General features: G+C 52.6%; 20 protein-coding genes. 15 read left to right on the top strand and 5 right to left on the bottom strand.

From position 1 onward, the window contains the following. From ABYP33_RS11750 to ABYP33_RS11695, 12 genes are all read left to right on the top strand, one after another. Positions 1 to 535, top strand: a 535-nt coding sequence (locus ABYP33_RS11750) for a MotA/TolQ/ExbB proton channel family protein (RefSeq protein WP_373091141.1), incomplete at its 5' end; no start/stop codon positions are given. Further along, the gene (locus ABYP33_RS11745) at positions 532 to 972 is read left to right on the top strand and encodes an ExbD/TolR family protein (RefSeq protein ID WP_373091140.1); all 441 of its coding nucleotides are present in this window, start codon (positions 532 to 534) and stop codon (positions 970 to 972) included. The genes ABYP33_RS11750 and ABYP33_RS11745, both read left to right, overlap by 4 nt. Next, positions 965 to 1,393 (top strand): ExbD/TolR family protein, encoded by a 429-nt coding sequence (locus ABYP33_RS11740; RefSeq protein WP_373091138.1) that lies wholly within the window; start codon positions 965 to 967, stop codon positions 1,391 to 1,393. Before ABYP33_RS11745 ends, ABYP33_RS11740 begins: the two co-directional genes overlap by 8 nt. Beyond that, positions 1,393 to 2,253: an energy transducer TonB gene (locus ABYP33_RS11735; RefSeq protein WP_373091136.1), complete on the top strand. Its 861-nt coding sequence runs from the start codon at positions 1,393 to 1,395 to the stop codon at positions 2,251 to 2,253. The genes ABYP33_RS11740 and ABYP33_RS11735 overlap by 1 nt, the downstream gene beginning before the upstream one ends. 2 nt (positions 2,254 to 2,255) lie before the next feature. Next, positions 2,256 to 4,583, top strand: a complete 2,328-nt coding sequence (locus ABYP33_RS11730; protein ID WP_373091135.1) for a TonB-dependent receptor — start codon at positions 2,256 to 2,258, stop codon at positions 4,581 to 4,583. A 64-nt stretch (positions 4,584 to 4,647) separates the two neighbouring features. Next, positions 4,648 to 5,736, top strand: a complete 1,089-nt coding sequence (locus ABYP33_RS11725) for an alpha-hydroxy acid oxidase (RefSeq protein ID WP_373091133.1) — start codon at positions 4,648 to 4,650, stop codon at positions 5,734 to 5,736. An 8-nt stretch (positions 5,737 to 5,744) separates the two neighbouring features. Next, entirely contained in the window at positions 5,745 to 6,425 is a 681-nt protein-coding gene (locus ABYP33_RS11720; protein ID WP_373091132.1) for a Fe2+-dependent dioxygenase, read from the top strand. A 194-nt stretch (positions 6,426 to 6,619) separates the two neighbouring features. Continuing rightward, entirely contained in the window at positions 6,620 to 7,444 is an 825-nt protein-coding gene (minC, locus tag ABYP33_RS11715; protein ID WP_373091130.1) for a septum site-determining protein MinC, read from the top strand. A gap of 45 nt (positions 7,445 to 7,489) precedes the next feature. Then, positions 7,490 to 8,305, top strand: coding sequence for a septum site-determining protein MinD (minD, locus tag ABYP33_RS11710; protein ID WP_373091129.1), 816 nt, complete (start codon positions 7,490 to 7,492; stop codon positions 8,303 to 8,305). Beyond that, a complete protein-coding gene (gene minE, locus ABYP33_RS11705) occupies positions 8,302 to 8,553 on the top strand; it encodes a cell division topological specificity factor MinE (protein WP_373091128.1) in 252 nt (83 codons plus the stop codon). Before minD ends, minE begins: the two co-directional genes overlap by 4 nt. 79 nt (positions 8,554 to 8,632) lie before the next feature. Next, positions 8,633 to 9,244: a hypothetical protein gene (locus ABYP33_RS11700; protein ID WP_373091127.1), complete on the top strand. Its 612-nt coding sequence runs from the start codon at positions 8,633 to 8,635 to the stop codon at positions 9,242 to 9,244. Positions 9,245 to 9,252: 8 nt separating this feature from the next. Next, a complete protein-coding gene (locus tag ABYP33_RS11695; RefSeq protein ID WP_373091125.1) occupies positions 9,253 to 9,870 on the top strand; it encodes a hypothetical protein in 618 nt (205 codons plus the stop codon). A gap of 13 nt (positions 9,871 to 9,883) precedes the next feature. Here the strand turns inward: ABYP33_RS11695 and modA are convergent, their stop codons facing one another. Continuing rightward, positions 9,884 to 10,639 (bottom strand): molybdate ABC transporter substrate-binding protein, encoded by a 756-nt coding sequence (modA, locus tag ABYP33_RS11690; RefSeq protein WP_373091124.1) that lies wholly within the window; start codon positions 10,637 to 10,639, stop codon positions 9,884 to 9,886. Beyond that, positions 10,640 to 11,089, bottom strand: coding sequence for a YaiI/YqxD family protein (locus tag ABYP33_RS11685; RefSeq protein ID WP_373091122.1), 450 nt, complete (start codon positions 11,087 to 11,089; stop codon positions 10,640 to 10,642). Positions 11,090 to 11,272: 183 nt separating this feature from the next. On the opposite strand from ABYP33_RS11685, the gene ABYP33_RS11680 reads away from it, so the two are divergent. From ABYP33_RS11680 to ABYP33_RS11670, 3 genes are all read left to right on the top strand, one after another. Continuing rightward, positions 11,273 to 15,043: a response regulator gene (locus ABYP33_RS11680; RefSeq protein ID WP_373091120.1), complete on the top strand. Its 3,771-nt coding sequence runs from the start codon at positions 11,273 to 11,275 to the stop codon at positions 15,041 to 15,043. 58 nt (positions 15,044 to 15,101) lie between these two features. Continuing rightward, positions 15,102 to 16,280 carry a methyltransferase gene (locus ABYP33_RS11675; RefSeq protein WP_373091119.1) on the top strand — a complete coding sequence of 393 codons (1,179 nt, stop codon included), beginning with the start codon at positions 15,102 to 15,104 and terminating at the stop codon, positions 16,278 to 16,280. A gap of 75 nt (positions 16,281 to 16,355) precedes the next feature. After that, a complete protein-coding gene (locus ABYP33_RS11670) occupies positions 16,356 to 17,546 on the top strand; it encodes a class I SAM-dependent rRNA methyltransferase (protein WP_373091118.1) in 1,191 nt (396 codons plus the stop codon). 20 nt (positions 17,547 to 17,566) lie between these two features. Here the strand turns inward: ABYP33_RS11670 and ABYP33_RS11665 are convergent, their stop codons facing one another. From ABYP33_RS11665 to ABYP33_RS11655, 3 genes are all read right to left on the bottom strand, one after another. Then, entirely contained in the window at positions 17,567 to 18,034 is a 468-nt protein-coding gene (locus tag ABYP33_RS11665; protein ID WP_373091116.1) for a transposase, read from the bottom strand. 139 nt (positions 18,035 to 18,173) lie between these two features. Next, the gene (locus ABYP33_RS11660) at positions 18,174 to 19,205 is read right to left on the bottom strand and encodes an NADP(H)-dependent aldo-keto reductase (RefSeq protein ID WP_373091114.1); all 1,032 of its coding nucleotides are present in this window, start codon (positions 19,203 to 19,205) and stop codon (positions 18,174 to 18,176) included. 42 nt (positions 19,206 to 19,247) lie between these two features. Further along, positions 19,248 to 19,953 (bottom strand): methyltransferase domain-containing protein (locus ABYP33_RS11655; RefSeq protein ID WP_373091112.1); only part of this gene is annotated, 706 nt, incomplete at its 5' end.

Below are 19,953 nucleotides of genomic sequence, written 5' to 3'. Positions count from 1 at the left end.
GGCATTTAAACTGTTTGAAGAAGGCAGAAAGCCCGAGGCCTTAATGCTGATCAACGCTCATCAAAACCCCAGCGCTAAGGCGTTGAGCCGTTGCCTACAGTTGTTTAGCAATAAATACCTCAGCTTGCAGCAGGCCCGCGATGAAGCTTACCGGGGTGCGCGCCTGCAAGCCGAGCAGCTCAGCAGCCATCTCCGCATTTTAGAGGTGATCGCCACCCTCGCCCCGCTGCTCGGTCTACTTGGTACGGTACTGGGCATGATCGAGGCCTTTCGCGCCATGGAAGCGGCAGGTGAGCACGTGAACCCCGCCATTCTCTCTGGCGGCATTTGGCAGGCGCTACTCACCACCGCCGCAGGTTTGATTGTGGCAATTCCGATATCGGTGTTGCACAGCTGGCTAGAACGCTGCACTGAACGCCAGATCCAATCTATTCAAAATACTATCGAATACGCCTTTACCCTGAATAGCCAGACCAATAGTCAAGTTAAAGGCCCAGCTCACTCGGCAGCCACAGCAACGAGTGAACTGGCGTGAGCGCAGCACTCTCTTGCGCATGCGTGCCGTCGCTGGGCACGCCGCGGCGTAAAAACGCTATTAGCCTCACCGCCTTAATTGATGTGGTCTTTATTTTATTAATGTTTTTTATGCTGACCTCCACTTTTACCAAAGAACAAAGCATCGAGCTAAAAAAATCGCAGGCAGTTTCAGCGTCAAGCAACGCGGCCATACCGCAATTACTACTGGCCTACGAGGACGGCAGCTTCGCCTATTTCAATACCTCGTTGACCAAGTTCAGCAGCTTAGCGGAGCTCAACACCCTTGCCAGCCCTGAACAAGCCGTAAACCTGTTACCCGCCGCTGAATTGCGGGTACAGGACATTGTTAGCCTGTTAGAGCAATTAAGGTCTGCCGGTTTTATGCACGTCAGCTTGGGCGAGCCGCTACCAGAGGCAAGCAAGCGCGATGAATAGAAACCTTTTGCCCGCGGCAAAGAAAACGAGCGGCGACGAAAATTTAATCCCTTTGATTAATATTGTTTTTTTACTGCTGATTTTTTTCATGGTCGCGGGGCAATTTAAAACCGCGCAAAGCGGCGCGGTGCAGCTGCCCAGTAGCAGCCGGAGCAAGGTCGAGAATAGCCAAGCCATCAAAATCATCATTAACCAGCAAGGCGAAATATTACTTAATCAAACAGCGGCTGCATCGCAGGCGATCCGCCCACAAGCACTGGGCGAGTTTTTTAGCCAGCTGCCAAGCGCAGAGCCAACACAGGTTTCGCTGTATGCAGACCAAAATCTGAGCGCCGCGCAATTACACCTCGCGCTAGGCGCGATGGCTAACTACCCGCAGCTCAGCATTAACTTGCACACCCGCAACGGTGGCCAAGACTAATGCGCCAGCTCCCATGGATTATTGCCTTTGTATTTGCAGTGGGCGTACACGCCTCGCTGCTTTACCTCGCCGAGCAGTCACCGCGCCCAACACCGCTTATTGGCGCCGATGCCGAGGGCAGAGACGGATTAGAAATTGGCCTCGGCATGAGTGGTTCTTATGCCGACGTCGCCAAACACATCGCGCAGAGTAAGGTCGTGCCTGAGCCTAGCCCAGCGCCCAAACATCAGCCCGCGCCTAAATTAAAGCCCAAACCCGCACCAGCTAAACCGCCGACCAAACCGCAAGTAAAACCCGCAGAAAAAGCTGCGCAATTGCCGGAAAAAGTCGCGACAAGTATCAATGCGCCCACGGCGCAAGTGACAGCCGAGGCGGCAGTAAACGGTTATCAAAGCGCCGCCGACGCTTCAGCAAGTAGCCAAGCCAAGGCAGAAACAGCTAAGCCTGAGGAGGCTACAGCTCACCATAACACGAGTCCCGACACCTCAACAAAAGCCATGGTTCGCGCCAGCGGCTCGGGCAAGCAGCGCAGCGCCGGCGGCAAGCAAGGAGACAGCAGCCACTATTTTAGCCGACTAATGGCGCAGCTCAGTCACTACAAAACCTACCCGCCGGAGCTTAAAAAGCGCAAAACCCAAGGGGTGGTGACACTGAAATTCGGCATCCGCCGCAGCGGTGAGATTTTTGCCGCATCAATTAAAACCAGTTCTGGCCATGGCGCCCTCGACGACGCGGCGCTGCAAATGCTCGCCGACGCCTCACCGCTGCCGCCACTACCTGCAAGTATAAAAAAAGAAGAGATCCATCTCGTAATACCTATTGAGTACTCCCTAATTACCAATGACTTCCACGAGGATTAAACATGACAAGGAAAACCACACTAAAACCAGCTAAGCTGACGACGACGCGCTTCAAGCCCAGAGCCAGCGCCCTAGCACTAGGTATCCCCACACTGCTGATGGGCAGCGCCAGCTTCGCGCAAAGTGAAGATGCCTTTGTGCTCGATACCCTAAAAATTGAGGAGCGCACTCTCGACACCAACCCCTACACCGAAGCGGGCGCCCCCTACAAAGCAAAAGTTTCTGGTGATAGCCGCCATGTAAAAGATTTGGCCGACACCCCACAAACCATCAACGTACTGACCCAAACTCAGATTCAGGAATCCGGCAAATCAGATTTGCGTGATGTATTAGCTGCTCAGCCTGGTATTACCCTTGGCACCGGTGAGAACGGCAATGCCTTTGGTGACCGCTATATTATTCGCGGCCACGAAGCCCGCAGCGATGTCTTTGTCGATGGCCTTCGCGACCCCGGCATGACCACTCGCGAAAGCTTTGCCACCGAGCAAGTCGAGATCACCAAGGGACCAAGCGCTACTTTTGCTGGTCGTGGTTCTACCGGTGGTGCGGTAAATAGTATTACCAAGCAGGCGAGTACCGAATACGACTTTAATAAAGTTAGCGGCGGTATTGGCACTGATAATTATCAGCGCCTGAGCCTCGACAGCAATAACTCAATCAGCGACGACAGCGCGCTGCGCGTCAACTTACTCTATTCCTTTAAAGACGTGCCCGACCGCGAGCCAGCGGATAAAAGCCGACGCGGCTTTGCCGTCTCTGGCCTGTTTAAGGCCACAGAAAAGCTGCAATTACTTGGTGATGTCTACTACCTCAATGCTGAAGACAGCCCAGATTTAGGCACCTACATCGTATCCGGTGGCGGCAAACCGGTTGACAATTTTCCGGTCTATTTACAAGACCAAGATTTTCTAAAATCGACGGTCAGCGTCGCCACCTTGCGCGCCAAATACGACATTAGCGATAGCAGCCGTATTGAAAACGCCCTGCGCTACGGCACCACCGACAATGGCTACGTGACCACCGGCGCGCGAGGCACCAATCGCGACGCCACCGACCCCGACGCTCCCGGCGCGGCAACCGCGTCGCTTAGCACCCATCAAGGTTGGCAAGAAGTAGAATACCTTGTTAACCAGTTTAATTTCTTTAAGGACATGGATATTGCTGGCAAGAAAAACCAGCTGGTCTTTGGTGTTGAGCTGTCTAAACACAATGTCGTAAACGGCGTATACAACGTCAGTAATAACGGCACCAGCAATTGTATTGTGAGCGGTCGCGGCGGCGCAGGTCCCGGCTATTGCACCACCGATGCCAATGGCAATACCCCCAGCAACATCAATACCATAATGGGTCGCAGCATTACCAAGGGCGCGCAAGACTCAGACTACAATATTGAAACTATCTCGCTTTCGTTGATGGACACCATTGAGCTGAGTGAAGACTGGTCTTTGTTCACCGGCATTCGCTTGGATGATTTCGACTACGACAACACCGTTGATAGCCGCGGCACCATTTTAAACTACAAGTATTCCGACAGTCTGTGGAATGGTCATATTGGCGCGGTATACCAACTTAATGACGACGCCAATGTTTACCTAACTTACAGTACCTCGGCCAATATTAACGGCGGCGAGTCTGATGTCGGCGGCAACTGTGGCTATGGTGGATTGTGTGGCGACCCAGAACAGGCCGCTAACAGCGAACCGGAAATGACTGCCAATATTGAGCTGGGCACCAAATGGAATATTCTCAATGACAAGCTCTTGGCCACCGCAGCGATTTTCCAAATCACCAAAAGTGATGTTATGGAAAGCGTCGGCGACGACTACGCCACCCTCGGCACTTTGAACACCGGTAAAAACCGCGTTCAAGGCATTGAGTTTTCCTTGGTTGGCAATATCAGCAGCAAGCTCAGCACCCAGTTCGGCGCCAGCTTTATGGAATCGGAAATTCTCGAATCTTATAATACCGACTCCGAAGGCAAGGTGCTGAGTAACTTCGCCGACGACAGCGTGTTTCTGCAATTGCGCTACCAAGCCAGCCCCAAATTTTCTTTTGGCGGCACCCTGACTTACTCTAGCGAACTGTACGCTGGTCAGCCCGACTCCGCTGCTGGGTTTAGCAGTACAACGGGCGAGTACTCTTACGAAGTGCCGAGCTATACCGTGTTCGACGCTTTTGCCAGCTACCAGTTTAGCGAGCAGCTTAAAGCGCGGGTTAACATTGGCAATGTCACTGATGAAGACTACTACCTTGCGGCCTACCGCAGTGGTGCCTTCACCTATATTGGCGAAGCCCGCAACGCCCACCTCAGCGTGGACTACGAGTTCTAAGCTCGCCCTGCGCTGTGCTCATAGAGTATGAGCACAGCGCGCTTATCCAGTACGGAATACAGTGATGAAATACACCCCGCCCTTGCAAAATATCCCCGCAGATATTGTCTGCCTTGATGACTACCAGCGTTACGCTAAAGAATTTCTCGCCCACGATATTTACGAATACATTGCCGCAGGCGTTGCCGACGAGCACACCCTTCATCGCAATCGCAGCGCCTTTGCCAATATTGAATTAAAGCCGCGCTTGCTGCGCGACTTCAGCAGCGCGTCAACCCAAACCACCTTGCTCGGCCACAATTTGGCCCACCCCTTTTTACTGGCGCCACTGGGCTATCAGCAGCTCTGCCACGCCAGTGGCGAACTCGCCACCGCAATAGCGGCAGATGCCATGGACACCGCAATGGTGGTGAGCACACTGGCCACCGCCAGCCTCGAAGACATTGCCGCGCAAACCGATGCGCCGAAATGGTTTCAACTGTATTTTCAGCCCCAGCGCGCCGACACATCGACTCTAATTGCGCGGGCTGAAGCCGCAGGCTATACCGCGATCGTGGTCACCGTCGATGCACCACTGAGCGGCCTGCGCAATCGCGCCCAGCGCGCGGGCTTCCAGATACCACCGGAAATTGAAGCGGTGAATATTTCGCCAGCACAAAAGTTAACAGGACAAAATTCCATTCTCCAGCAACTCATGGCGCTGGCGCCCCAGTGGCAAGACCTTGCTTGGTTAAAGCAACAGACCCAACTCCCCATCATTATTAAAGGCGTAATCAACCTCGACGACGCCGTGCAGCTTGCCGACATGGGTATGGATGGGATTATTGTGTCTAATCACGGCGGTCGCTGCCTAGACGGCCTACCCGCCAGCATCGACGCCCTGCCTGCCATTCGCGATGCACTGGGCAGTGATTTTCCCATTTTATTAGACAGCGGTATTCGCCGCGGCAGCGACATCATTAAAGCCATTGCGCTGGGTGCCAACGCGGTACTCATTGGCCGTCCCCAAGCCTTTGCCTTGGCGGTTGCCGGTGCCTTGGGCGTTGCTCACATGTTACGTTTATTAAAAGAAGAACTCGAAATCACCATGGCGCTGTGCGGCTGCGCGCAAATAGCCGATATTAATCGCGACTGCCTTTTTACGCCCCGCTGAGGATCACTATGCTCACTGTTATCAATAATTTTCTCAGCGCGAGCGAGTTAGCGCATTTTCGCCAAACGCTCGACGGCGCCAACTGGCAAGACGGCGCTCGCAGTGCTGGCCAACTTGCCGCGCCACTCAAAACCAATTTGCAGTTAGATGACAGCAGTGCAGCAGCCCGCAGTTTGGTAACAAACCTCAGCGCCAAACTAAGCCAGCACCCGCTGTTCATCAGCGCCGCGCTGCCTGACAAAATTTATCCTCCCAAATTTAATTGCTACCAAAACGACGGCCACTACGGTCAACATATCGACAGCGCGATTATGCGCTGCGCCGACGGCAGCAGCCTGCGCAGCGATCTGTCGGCCACCTTATTTCTGTCCCAAGCCGAGGACTACGAGGACGGCGAACTTTGCGTTGAAATAGGCGGCTGTCTGCAAGAAATCAAACTCGACGCCGGCGATATGATCCTCTACCCCGCCAATTGCCTGCACGAGGTTAAGCCGGTGCCCAAGGGGCAGCGCTTGGCGGCCTTTTTCTGGGTGCAAAGCCTGATTCGCAGCCACCAACAACGCCAGCAACTATTTGAACTAGACCAAAGCATTCAAGCGATAACGCTAAAACTGGGCAGTGACGACGAAGAAGTGCGGCGCTTATCTGCGCTGTACCACAATTTATTGCGGGAGTGGGCCTACGCCTAAGTGATTTTCTCGCTGCCAATATACTGAATCACGCGTAAAATCAGCGAAGTACCGACAAGTCGGTGCTAAACCTATAAAAACAGTTGAACAATCGTGGCGATGCCTTACTCTAAGAGGCTGAAATTTTGAATACCATAGCCTACTCCAAGACGCGCCGCGCGTACTGGGGGTTTAGCCACACCTAGGAAAGCAGATTGCCACGTTTAAAGCCGACAGCTAGCGATAATCAAGTCACCACCGCCACCTTTCGTTTGAAGGGCGGCTTATTCCCCCTCACACTATTGGAAATCAGCCGCTTTGACCCGGTGGATTTTGAGCAGCAACTGCGCGAAAAGGCCGCCGCCGCGCCGGGCTTTTTTAAGCAAACTCCGGTGGTGCTGAGTTTTGATGATTTTGTCGGGGACTTAGACACTCTGCCCCTAGCCGACATTCTCGCCATATGCCGCAGCCAAGGGCTATTACCAGTAGCCCTGCGCAGCGGTGTCGAGAGCTTAGCGCAACAGGCGCAGGTCTTAAGCTTAGCGATTATGCCCGCGACCCGAGTTAAACCGGCGCCGGAACCTTTAGTAGAAACCGAGCCCAGCGCGCCAACGGAAGCCAGCATCGCCGAAATAAGCCAAGACGAACCGGCCGCGCCAGCGTCTGTGCAATTAGAGCTAAGCCCCTCTAGCCACATTGAAATCAATCGTAACCCCAGTAAAATTATCACCACGCCAATCCGCTCTGGCCAGCAGGTATACGCCCCCGGCGGTGACCTGATTATTATGGCGGCGGTGTCAGCGGGTGCCGAGGTGCTGGCCGACGGCAATATACATGTTTACGGCGCCCTGCGCGGCCGCGCCCTAGCGGGCGTAAAAGGCGATCTTAGTGCGCGAATTTTTTGTCAAAGTCTGGAGGCAGAGCTGGTTTCCATTGCTGGCACCTTCAAGGTAGATGAAGATTTACGCAACGAACACTGGAAAACCGCGGTCCAAATCGGCCGAGACGAGCAATCACTGAGCATTACGCCACTCGTTTAATGCCAAACCACTTACACTCATCATGCCCTAAAAAGGATTAGACCCTTGGCCAAGATAATAGTAGTTACCTCAGGAAAAGGCGGCGTGGGTAAAACCACGACCAGCGCTGCGATCAGCAGCGGCATTGCCATGCGCGGCCACAAAACCGCCGTTATCGATTTTGATATTGGCCTGCGCAACCTCGACATTATTATGAATTGTGAGCGCCGCGTGGTGTACGATTTTGTCAATGTCATCAATGGCGAGGCCAAGCTGCGCCAAGCTCTTATTAAAGACAAACGCGCCGAGAATCTCTATATTCTGCCCGCCTCGCAAACCCGCGACAAAGATGCGCTAACAATAGACGGTGTGGAGCGGGTGTTAAAAGAACTGACCGACGACGGCTTTGAATATATTATTTGCGACTCCCCAGCGGGTATTGAACATGGCGCGTTTATGGCCATGTACTTCGCCGATATGGCCATTGTTGTCGCCAACCCGGAAGTGTCTTCAGTACGGGACTCCGACCGCATTTTGGGCATACTGCAAAGTAAGTCGCGCCGCGCCGAGCAAGGTCAACGCGTCGAAGAATGCTTACTCCTCACCCGCTACAACCCCGAGCGCGTGGAAAAGGGCGAGATGCTCGGCGTTAAAGACGTTGAAGAAATTCTGGCCACCAAATTACTGGGCGTTATCCCAGAATCAGAAACCGTACTCAAAGCATCTAACCAAGGCATACCGGTGATTCACGACACTGAAAGCCCAGCTGGCCAAGCCTACGCCGACGCCGTAGCGCGAATTTTAGGTGAAGAAGTGGAGCACCGCTTTATGAGTGTTGAACAAAAAGGCCTCTTTCAGCGACTGTTTCGGAGGAGCGCATGAGCATATTCGACTACTTCCGCAACAATAAAAAAGCGACAGCGTCGATTGCCAAAGAGCGCCTGCAAATTATTGTCGCCCACGAGCGCAACCAACGCAGCCAACCCGATTACCTGCCAAAATTGCAGCAGGAGCTGCTCGATGTGATTCGCAAATACGTCGACGTAGACCAAGATCAGGTGGAAGTTCAGCTCGACAACAACGGTAACTGCTCGGTATTAGAATTGAATATTGTGCTGCCAGATCGCTAATTAGCACCGTATTATTCTAGGAGCCATTGGCGGGGAACCCCCGCCAATGCGAAGGGATTCTCAGCTCTAGCTGATTATTATGGACCTAAAAGATTATTTCAGTTTCACGGCTATTACGCTGACGTTGATTGGCTTTGCCCCCTATATTCGCGGTATCCATCGCGGCACAGTCCACGCCCATGTGTTCTCGTGGGTGATCTGGGGCATCACCACTATTATCGTGTTTTTAGCCCAGCTCGATGCCGACGGCGGCCGTGGCGCTTGGCCCATCGGCGTGTCTGGCACCATCACCCTTTATATTGCGCTGCTTGCGTATCAACGGCGCAGCGATACCAAAATCACCCGCGGCGACTGGCTCTTCTTTTGCGCCGCGCTGTCCTCACTGCCAATTTGGTATATTAGCGCTGACCCGATGTTTGCGGTCATCGTGCTCACCACGGTCGACCTCCTCGGCTTTGGCCCAACCCTGCGCAAGGCATACCGCCAGCCCTACGCCGAAAGCCTGACATTTTTCGGCTTGTTTGCCCTGCGCAATGGCCTGGTCGTTTTAGCGCTGGCCAGTTATTCAATCACCACGCTCTTATTTCCGCTCGCCGTTGGGATTGCCTGCCTGTTCTTGATAATATTGGTATTGTTTCGTCGTCGTTTTTTACGAGTCAACGCCGCCCCAAGCCACGACTTGTCCAACTGAGCTTTACTATGCGCATATATCTTGCCTGCCTAATATTCTTTTGCCTGCCCGCATTGGCTAGCGCCTCTTCATGCCAAGACAGCGATATTTACACCGAAAGCTTACTAACAAGTGCCATTGCGCATTTGCTCAACACCTACGGTGCCGACGCAGTTAAACAACCAGTAGAAAAGTGCAGCGCTGGGCCTGGCGCCGTTTGGCGCCTGGCATTAGCGGCGCACGAAGAAGATGAACATTTCCAATATTACCGCGTGGTTAGCTGCACACCGTCCCAGGAAAAGCAGGCAAGCAGCACCTTGCAATGCCAAAGCCTAGATGCCAGACGGCTTAAGTATCACGACCAACTGATCGACAGCTCAAACGACGGCGACCCAATTGAACTCGTGAACGTACTCGACTGTTTTAACGAGGCAATACGCGCAGGGAACATCAAAATTAGTAAGTACAACGCGCTGTTAGACACTCATTTAAGCATCCCCCTCACCAGCAGTCAGGACATTACTGCCATTAGCGCGCAGCCACAGTTTAAGCGTTTTACCGTAAAGGCCCTGGAAAACCGTTACCGCTTTAGTGTGGAACTAGACAAGGAGTTTGGCTGCTTCATTGAGCCACTGCGTAGCTACTAGCCCCTCGGCCAAGTTAATCTGCCAATAAATAGCCCGACTCAACAATAAGTTGGCGGATTTGCTCACTTCGTATAAAACGCATCAAAGCCACGGCCGCAGCTTTTTCTGCCGCAGCTTTCAGCAGCACAGCGTCTTGGCGGATTGGGCTATGCATGGCGGCGGGCACCAACCACTGCGAACCGACATCGCTCAATCCTGAATCGCGCAGCTGCGACAAGGCGACCAAGCCCAAATCGGCGCTACCGGTTGCAACAAACTGAAACGTTTGGGCAATATTTTCGCCTTTCACCATTTTCGATCCTAGCCGTTCATAACAAGCAAGCCGCTGTAAAACCTCAACCGCCGCCTCACCGTACGGTGCGAGCAGCGGGTTGGCGATGGCCAGCATTCGAAAATTTCCGCTGCGGAGAATAGTCGGGCTATTATCGATTAAGCTCGGATTGGTCGACCACAGCACCAAACGACCCAGCGCATAGCTAAACTGCGAGTCCGCCACCGCCAAACCCTTGGCCACCAGTGCCGCTGGCTTGCTCTGGTCAGCCGACAGAAACACATCAAAGGGCGCGCCGTGGCTTATTTGGGCGTAAATTTTGCCCGACGAGGACACGGCCATTTCGACGTGGTGGCCACTTTCTAGCTCAAATAAACGGGCGATCTCCCGCATTGGCCCAGCAAAATTAGCGGCCAGCGCCACCCGCACAGTATCGGCCTGCAAAGCGCCACAAAACGATAACAGGGCAGCAAGAGCCAGCAATCCGCGCCACATCATTTAACTACGCAACCGACTTAAGTAGCGATCTAATTGATTGGCAAAGGTCTGTTTGTCTTGCTGCGAAAAAGGTGCCGCGCCACCGCTGTGCATACCCGACGAGCGCAGGGTATCCATAAAATCACGCATATTCAGTTTGGCGCGAATATTGTCTTTATCAAACAGTTCGCCCCGCGGCGTAAGTGCTAGCGCGCCTTTTTCGATCACTTCAGCGGCAAGGGGTATATCGCTGGTAATCACTAAATCACCGGATTCCGCCCGACGGACAATTTCATTGTCGGCGACGTCAAAACCGCTGCTCACCTGCACCGAGGTGATATTCGCCGCCGCCGGCACCCGTATAGCTTGATTAGCGATCAAGGTCAGGGTCACCCCGGTGCGCTCTGCCGCACGGAATAACATATTTCGAATCACTACTGGACACGCGTCCGCGTCTACCCACACTGTCATTACCGCCACCCCACGACTATTGAGTCGCTATTATCAAACGAATGCCCAACAAAGAACACCGCGCTATTCAGCAAGATAAGACCTAGGGGAAGTACGAATATTGCGCTGACCGCTAACAATCTATGATGAAGCTTATTATTACATCCTGTCTAGGCACCACCAAAGGCCGAAGAGACCCTGTCCATGCCACCTACGCCCGCCAATGACCATCAGCGCGACACTATATCTAGGGAAGTGAATCAATTCCATCGTCGCCAATTCGCCAGGCTGAAATGGCTGCAGCGCGGCGCCTTAGTGATCGCAGCGGTAACATTGCTGGCAGGCGGCTTTTACATTGATTATCTGAACAACAAAAATCACAAATGGTTGTTCCGCAATAATATGCAAAACCAGCTCAACTTGACGGCGAGTAAACTAGAGGGGCTAATTCGAGCGAATTTACAAACCTCAAAGGGCATGATTTCAGCCGTGCGGGCCAATCCTAACGTAAACGAAGCCGATTTTGCTTTTTTTGCTGCACCGCTGTTCGATGGCAATGTCCAGCTGAAAAATATTACCGCCACCCGAGACCTTAAGATCAAGTTTGTCTACCCCTTGGCCGGCAACGAAAAAACACTCAATTTCGATTTCAGAGATCGTCCTGATCAGCTTAGTGACTTGTTACGCGCCAGAGAAAGCGGCGAGGTCGTTCTGTCTGGGCCATTCACCCTAATTCAGGGTGGCCAAGGTATTGTCGCGCGCATCCCCGTTTTTGTGCCAAAGGCGGGCGCCCAACCAGACAAGCTTTGGGGAACCATTTCGGCGGTCATTGATTTAAACCAGCTCTACGCCGCAATCGGCCTTTACGCTACCGATTTGCCCATTAACATCGCGATCCGCAAAACAAGCCCCCAAACCACCGATACCGACACTACGCCATTTTTAGGTAGTTCCGCCGCATTTACCTCAGCGGCGCGACCCGTTATTGCGGCTATTTCCCTGCCCTCTAATGAAGCCTGGGAACTCGCTGGCGTACCTAAAAATGGCTGGCCGCACAAGGCCGACAATGCCACCGGCCTGCGCATTTTACTCAGCCTGGCGGGCGCCTGTATCTACGCTTTATTTATGACCGTATGTCGCCTGCTGAGTCGCCGTCAGCGCCATAATTTATTGTTGCACAGTCTGTTTGATATGGCCCCCATCGGTATTGCTTTAAGTGACTTTAATACTGGCGAGTTTTTGCAGGTTAACAACGCCTTGTTGAATAGCACCGGCTACTCAAGAGCAGATTTTAACGCGCTAAATTACTGGCAAATCACCGCGAGTAGTGCCGAGGAAGTCGAACAGCATCAGCTGCGTTCCTTACAAAATTCGGGCCGCTACGGCCCCTACGAACGAAACTGCATTCGCAAAGATGGCAGCAAATTTCCCGCCCTCTTGAATGGCGTATTGATTCAAGACAACAGCGGTCAGTCCTTCGTCTGGTCGATTATCGAAGACATCTCTGCCCAGAAAAAGGCCAGCGATATTGTTCAGCGTCAAGAATCACTGATGCGCTCAATGGGCTCTCAGGCAAGAGTCGGCGCGTGGGAATTTATGGTAACCAGCAACAAGCTTTACTGGTCAAAAATGACGCGTAAAATTTTTCGCGTAGACGACAATTTTATTCCGATTGCCGCGCAAATACACAGCTTTGCAAGTAGCGATGAAGACCTTAGCCGCTTCAAAATTTCTGTAAAAGAGGCCATCAGTAAAGGCATCCCCTTTAGCGATGAGCTAAAAGTGATCACCGCAACCGGCCGAGAAACGTGGGTACATCTTACCGGGCAAGCTGAGTTCAGCAACAAAAGGTGTGTCCGGTTATACGGCTCAGTGCAGGACATTGACAGTCGCCGCAAAGCGCGAGACGAACTGATTTTGGCCAAAGAGCAAGCCGAAGCTGCAGTACGAGCCAAAAGTGAGTTTTTGGCGGTAATGAGCCACGAGATCCGCACGCCAATGAATGGCGTGCTAGGCATGCTCAATCTGTTAGAAAGCACCCCGCTAAATCAAGATCAAGGCCACAAAGTTCATATTGCGAAAAGCAGCGCGCGTTCCTTACTAAACTTAATTGATGACATTTTGGATTTCTCCAAAGTTGATGCCGGAAAATTGCAACTGGAAACCATTGAGTTTGATTTGCGCCAAGCCCTTGACGAGTTTGCCGAGAGCCTTGCTTATTGTGCCCACGACAAGGGTTTGGAATTAGTGGTTGATCTCAGCGCGGTTCCGCTTGGCAGTGTCGTGGGCGACCCCTCCAGACTTCGCCAAATTGTGACGAATCTTCTGGCCAATGCCATTAAATTCACCGAGCACGGTTCGGTAGTTTTGCGCGCCAGCGTGCGTGAAGAGAGCCATGGCCTAACCTTAAGCTGCGCCATTATTGACAGCGGCATTGGTGTTTCAGAAGAAGACCTCGGCAAATTATTTTCGCCATTCTCACAAATAGACAGCAGTACTACTCGAAAATACGGCGGTTCGGGTTTGGGGCTTTCGATCTGTAGCAAGCTCTGTGAGCTCATGGGGGGCAATATACTGGCCACCAGCAGCGTCGACGAAGGCAGTACCTTCAGTTTCACTGTGCATTTAAAGCCAAGCACCACCCTGCCGGAATCCGCCCCTGAGCTCAACGGCCGCTGTGTCGCTATTATCGACGGCAACATTGACTTTAGACACAGCTGCCGCCGCCAACTGGAAAGCTGGGGCGCCACCGTGATTGACGGCGACGATGCGCAAACCGCGATACGTTTACTCACAACAAAATCGACGCGATTAAAGCGCTGTGACCTTGTGCTACTCAATGAGCAAGTTGCCGACGGCAGTGCCAATGCAACGGCAGCGCAGCTGCGCCAACACCCAGCGTTGCAACACGCCGCCATTGCAGTACTTAGCACCCATTTTGGAAAATTGGCTCAGCCCCTTGATGAGCAATACATCAATGCTCGGTATTTAAAGCCGCTGGCCAGCAAAGATCTGATTGCCGCGCTGCTATTAACAAATCACGACAAATTACAGTTTCAGCCACCCATGCTGACTAAGCACGACGCCACATCGCTCGGCCCGGCAAATGGCCACACCGCGCCAACGCTTATTGGCCACAAAATATTACTCGCCGAAGACAACCCCATCAACCAAGAGGTTAGTCGCTGCATGCTCGACGAGCTTGGCATCTCGGTAGACATTGCTAACGATGGCATTATGGCCCTGCAAATGCTGTGCAATAACGACAGCCAAACCCCCTATTCGCTAATTCTAATGGACTGCCAAATGCCCAAAATGGATGGCTATGTTGTCAGCCGCCGGATTCGCAACGGTGGTGCCGGCGACAACTATCGGGACATCCCCATCATCGCACTAACTGCTAACGCCATGAATGGCGACAAGGAGAAATGTATTAACGCCGGTATGAACGACTACATCAGCAAGCCCATGGAGGCCGCGGACCTGCGCGAAAAACTCACACAGTGGCTACACCGCGGGCCTCAACATTCCGCGACTGCCGAGTCAGCAACAGCTCAGCCTGCCCCCCACAAGGGAGAGTCAAGCAATGGGCCAGAAGTCTGGATAGCCGCCAAAGCATTAGAAAGCGCCATGGGCCGCAAAGACACCCTGCGCAAACTGCTGGAAATGTTCATTGACCAACTCGACACCCAATTAAGCGATTTTGCCCAAGCAATTCAATATGAGGACAGCCCTCAAATAAAGGACATTGCTCACGCAATAAAGGGCAGCGCCGGGCAGCTGCATGGTCGCCGTTTACAACTCAGCGCCTCAGCACTCGAGCATGCCGACCAGCATTGTAGCGCAGAGCAACGGCACGAATTACAAAACCGTTTTGTCGCTGAGTGCCAGGCTTTAAAAGCCTGCTTCCGTGCTTACCTTCAAGATCAAGACACCGATTTAAAGCCCGTGACGCGTCCTCATCCAGTGAGCTAAAGATAAGTGCGAAGTCAGCGTAGACCACTATAATAGCCATATTTCTTAACGGAATTTTATGGACTTCGCCCTCCGCGCTTCACGACTCGATTCCTTACTATTGCGCCACCAGCCGTGGTGGCGCTTTAATGCCTACGGTGGCGCCCCAGCAGCACATCTTGACAATCACAAGCCCCTACGCAATTACTTACACAGCCTCAGCCCCGCCGAAATTCACAATTTACAAGGTGACGATCAAGCCCTACTCACCGCCTTGCGCCCGTATTTTGAACCGGCCACCGAACTTGCCGAACTCATCGACATCGCGCCCGCAGGGCCACCACTAAGCCCGCAGGAACCCCCTAAAGGCATACCCGGGCGCAAATGGCAGCAAATTAATGCCTTTATTGCCGCGCAAGCCAATATGCACCACCCCGTTCTTGAATGGTGTGCTGGCAAGGGCTATTTAGGTGACGCCATTAGCCAACACTACCAGCTGCCCGTCACCGCATTGGAAATAGACCCGCAACTAGTTGCAGCCGGCAATGCCCGCACCAAAGTCAATTCACCACTGCGCCAAATCATTCGCTGTGACGTTATGAGCAACGACGTCCACCAGCAGCTCACACCAACACAGCACCTTGTTGCCCTTCACGCCTGCGGTGGCTTACACCAACGTTTAGTCCGCATCGCGGTAGCGCACAATAGCCTCCAGCTCAGCTTAGCGCCCTGCTGCTACCACCGCTTTAATGACACTTACACGACCTTGTCGCAACAGTTCAAAAACTCCGCACTGCATATTTCCAGTAGTGACCTACGCACTGCGGTGCGACAAACCAATACCGCGCGTCACGGTGAAACATCCGCACGTAGAACCCTGCAAGCCTGGCATTTAGGCCTGCGCGAGCTCCTTCCCGTGCTTGGCGCGAACAAAACCACCACGCTGCCCAGCCTGCCCCAGCACTGGAGCAAACGCAGTTTTGCCGAGTTTACTCAAGCTCAACTCGACCATAAAAACATACGCCGTGCGCTTCCCAGCGATTTAGCCAATTTCGAGCAAGCTGGCTGGCAGCAACTTCACCGCGCAGAAGCCATCGACTTGCTGCGCATGGCGTTTCGTCGCGCCCTTGAGCTGCGCTGCGTACTCGACAGCCTGTTATACCTGCAGGAGCAGGGTTACCAGTGTAGCCTGAGCGAGTTTTGCAGCGCGTCGCTGAGCCCGCGCAACTTACTCATCCAGGCGCAGAAAAGCCCATAAACCTGAAAAGTTTCACCTCGCATCCGATATCGACGATAATGCCCCCGAATTCATCGCCCTGCCCAGGAAAACACTATGAGCCTCCAACGCCTACGCCTCGCCAAAAATGAAGACAAACGTCTGCGCAGCGGCCATTTGTGGATTTACAGCAACGAAGTCGACACTAACGCGACGCCGCTGCGCAATTTTGCCGCCGGTGAGCAAGTCATCGTTGAGAATCAGCAGGGCAAGGTGATGGGCGTCGCCTACGTCAATCCACAGTCATTGATCTGTGCGCGAATGATGACCAACGACGAGCGTCCGGTTGACCTCAACACCCTAAAAAAGCGTATTAAGTCAGCACTGGCTCTACGCGAGCAGTTATTTGACCAGCCTTGCTATCGCCTCATCTATGGTGAAAGCGATTTGCTACCCGGCTTAGTGGTCGACCGCTTTGGCGACCACCTCTGTGTGCAGCTCAATACTGCCGGAATGGATGCCATGCGCGATGTTGTTATTGAAGCGTTGGTCAGAATGCTGCAACCCGTTTCCATATTACTGCGCAATGATGCCGCCGTTCGCAAGCTCGAAGGCCTGCCATTAGAGGTAGTAACTGCCTACGGCGAAGTACCCGACGAAGTCGAGCTGATTGAAAACGGCGTGCGCTTTTTAGCACCGCTCGCCGCCGGTCAAAAAACCGGTTGGTTTTACGACCAGCGGCCCAACCGCGAGTGGCTGCGTAATATTGTGCCGGGCAAACGGGTATTAGACGTTTTTAGCTATGTGGGTAGCTTTGGCGTGCAGGCCGCCGTGTTTGGCGCCGACGACGTGTGGTGTGCAGATATCTCAGAAAGCGCCCTGGATATGGTCCATAAAAACGCCGAGCTAAATGGCGTCGCCGACAAACTCAGCACCGTGCAAGGCGATGCCTTCACTACTCTGAAATCACTAAAAGAAGCCGACGAGCGCTTTGACGTGATCATCGTCGACCCGCCGGCCTTTATTAAACGTAAAAAAGATCAGAAAGAAGGCATGCTCGCCTATCGCCGCATCAATGAAATGGCCATGCGCCTACTCAATGACGGCGGCTTTCTGATCTCCGGCTCATGCTCCATGCACATGCCCAGAGAGGAGCTTTTAGATTTAGTGCGCGCCTCGGCAAGACACATTGACCGCCACGCGCAAATTCTTGCTGAAGGTATGCAGGGTATGGATCATCCTGTTCACGCGGCCATACCAGAAACCCGCTATCTCAAAGCGGTGCTAAGCCGTATATCTCGAGCTTAAACTCGCCTCGAGGCGGCCTGCTATGGCCGCCCCACCGGCTCCATCATCTCCAGGACAAGTTCCTCCTCTGGCCCCGCGCACCAGTCTGCCGGTAGCAGTCGATTTCGCACATAGCGATGAAAGCTCGAATAGGGCCAATCGGCTAAGCGTTCAACCAGGCCGAGCTTAAGTGGTGCATAGTGGACAAAATCAATATAGCGCTGCAAGTCTCGTTGATTTTGAATTTGATATTCATGGTATTTACGCAGCCACACACTGAGTTGACGACGCTGCAGTCTACTGCGGCTGCGAATTTCCCGAAGCGGTAGGTTTGTTAAAAACACGGATTTAAATTGCGACCATCGCGCGGCGCTATTGTCATCGCCTGGCGGTAACCGCCAGATGCAGTGGACCTGCTCTGGCAAAACCACCATGGCAATAATATCAAAGGGCTGGCTGCCCCGAACCGCATCGAGTGCGAGCCGCAACGAATCGATATTACGCGTCAAAGTTTGACGATGATACTTGTGCAAACTTTGTGAAAAAAATAAATTTTCCCTTCGCTTTGAGCAATAGAAACAGGCATAGTTTGTCCTCCCTGACAGCCCGTATTCTTATTGATTTACTTACAATGCCTGCATCATATAATTACGGTGCAGGATTAGCGATACGTTGATGAATACCTGCTATGCCCGTCAACACCTCATCGCTTAAACACACATCAATACTGGCAATATTCTCTTTTAGCTGCGCCATGGTAGTCGCACCAACAATATTACTAGTCACGAAAGATTGTTGATTAACAAACGCCAAACTCATTTGCGCCGTTGATAGTCCGTGTTGCTCGGCCAACGCAATATATGCCTCCACAGCGACTTCGGCTTGGGGGTTACTGTAGCGCTTAAAGCGCTCGAATAAGGTAATGCGGCCATCTGAGGGGCGAGCGCCGTGGCGGTATTTACCGCTCAACATGCCAAAGGCGAGGGGCGAGTACGCCAGCAAACCGACTTGCTCACGAATGGCCATTTCAGCTAAGCCAATCTCAAAGCTGCGATTCAGTAGACTATAAGGGTTTTGAATACTGGCTACCCGAGGCAATCCGTATTGCTCAGCCAAGCGCAAATAAGTCATTAGCCCCCACGGCGTTTCATTGCTAATACCAATGGCGCGAACCTGCCCAGCCTCAACCAACTCGGCAAGGGTTTCTAAGACTTCGTGAATTGCCGGTTCGGCATCGCCGTCGGTGTGCTGATACCCAAGTTTTCCAAAGAAATTGGTCGCGCGATTTGGCCAATGAATTTGATATAAATCGATATAATCGGTTTGCAGACGCTGTAAATTTCCCTCAAAGGCCGACAATATTGCGGCGCGATCCAGAGGCTTGGCAGCGCGAATATGGGCATGGCCGGGGCCTGAGGCCTTACTCGCCAAAATAATGTCTTTGCGCTTGCCAGTTTGCCGAAACCATTCGCCAATGTATTGCTCGGTACGTCCCTGAGTTTCAGGAATGGGCGGCACTGGGTACATCTCTGCGGTATCAAAAAAATTAACGCCCTGCGACACTGCGTATGCCATTTGTTCCAAGGCGTCGTCCTGGGTATTTTGTTGACCCCAGGTCATGGTTCCCAGACACATCTCACTGACCTTAATACCGGTACGGCCTAATTCACGATATTCCATGTATCCTCCGCGCATCCATTAAAAATTTTACCGACAATCGAATTAACAACACGGCGCACCATCGGCGCCAAACTGAATGCTATCAAAGGGCAGACCTACCCCACAGTCCTCAAAAACCCCAAAGTGCTGATTAAAATCACCAACAAATTTAAAGTGTTCAGCAAAGCGCGTGTCGTGCAACATACGCCAGGTATTGCCACAGACGGGGAATATTTTTCCAGTCTGAATATCGTGATGCTTATCCAACACAAAGCGGTGCGGGCTATTTTCTATGCTGCCACGATAAATAACGGCCTGACCATAATCCTCGCAATCACTCTCGAGTGCATCCAAATTAAACAAGCGGTAGGTTGCCGAAAAAAACTTTATGTTTCCGCAGCGTTCAGCAAGTACCGGATCGGTTATTTCCAAAGGGCGATCTTCCACTAAACGGGAGTCTAGAAAACCCTGGCGTTTAGCCAGTTGGATAAAATCATTCCAATACAGCGCGCCACCCAAGCACTCGCCGTACAAAACCGGGTCATTTTTGACCGCTTCAGGTATACGCCTATCGGCATAAACATCGGAGAAGTAAAATTCGCCGCCAGGTTTTAGCAAGCGCTTAACACTGCGCAGCACCGCATCTTTGTCTGGCGATAAATTGATGACACAATTAGACACTACCACATCAAAACTAGCGGCTTCCAAATCCAGCTCATCTAACTTTTCTATAAAGCCTTTTAAAAAGCGCACATTTTGAAAGCCAAAT

This window comes from Zhongshania sp. (assembly GCF_041584495.1).
Taxonomy (GTDB): domain Bacteria; phylum Pseudomonadota; class Gammaproteobacteria; order Pseudomonadales; family Spongiibacteraceae; genus Spongiibacter.
The sequence above is the reverse complement of the archived record's forward strand: the minus strand, read 5'-3'. Positions and strand labels throughout refer to the sequence as shown.

What these genes read in the sequence shown, in the direction of transcription:
- ABYP33_RS11700 (WP_373091127.1), top strand. Translation starts at nt 8,633, where the DNA reads ATGGACCTAAAAGATTATTTCAGTTTCACGGCTATTACGCTGACGTTG.
- ABYP33_RS11675 (WP_373091119.1), top strand. Translation starts at nt 15,102, where the DNA reads ATGGACTTCGCCCTCCGCGCTTCACGACTCGATTCCTTACTATTGCGC.
- ABYP33_RS11725 (WP_373091133.1), top strand. Translation starts at nt 4,648, where the DNA reads ATGAAATACACCCCGCCCTTGCAAAATATCCCCGCAGATATTGTCTGC.
- ABYP33_RS11670 (WP_373091118.1), top strand. Translation starts at nt 16,356, where the DNA reads ATGAGCCTCCAACGCCTACGCCTCGCCAAAAATGAAGACAAACGTCTG.
- ABYP33_RS11660 (WP_373091114.1), bottom strand. Translation starts at nt 19,205, where the DNA reads ATGGAATATCGTGAATTAGGCCGTACCGGTATTAAGGTCAGTGAGATG.
- modA (WP_373091124.1), bottom strand. Translation starts at nt 10,639, where the DNA reads ATGATGTGGCGCGGATTGCTGGCTCTTGCTGCCCTGTTATCGTTTTGT.
- ABYP33_RS11730 (WP_373091135.1), top strand. Translation starts at nt 2,256, where the DNA reads ATGACAAGGAAAACCACACTAAAACCAGCTAAGCTGACGACGACGCGC.
- ABYP33_RS11685 (WP_373091122.1), bottom strand. Translation starts at nt 11,089, where the DNA reads ATGACAGTGTGGGTAGACGCGGACGCGTGTCCAGTAGTGATTCGAAAT.
- ABYP33_RS11680 (WP_373091120.1), top strand. Translation starts at nt 11,273, where the DNA reads ATGCCACCTACGCCCGCCAATGACCATCAGCGCGACACTATATCTAGG.
- ABYP33_RS11720 (WP_373091132.1), top strand. Translation starts at nt 5,745, where the DNA reads ATGCTCACTGTTATCAATAATTTTCTCAGCGCGAGCGAGTTAGCGCAT.
- minE (WP_373091128.1), top strand. Translation starts at nt 8,302, where the DNA reads ATGAGCATATTCGACTACTTCCGCAACAATAAAAAAGCGACAGCGTCG.
- ABYP33_RS11740 (WP_373091138.1), top strand. Translation starts at nt 965, where the DNA reads ATGAATAGAAACCTTTTGCCCGCGGCAAAGAAAACGAGCGGCGACGAA.
- ABYP33_RS11695 (WP_373091125.1), top strand. Translation starts at nt 9,253, where the DNA reads ATGCGCATATATCTTGCCTGCCTAATATTCTTTTGCCTGCCCGCATTG.
- ABYP33_RS11735 (WP_373091136.1), top strand. Translation starts at nt 1,393, where the DNA reads ATGCGCCAGCTCCCATGGATTATTGCCTTTGTATTTGCAGTGGGCGTA.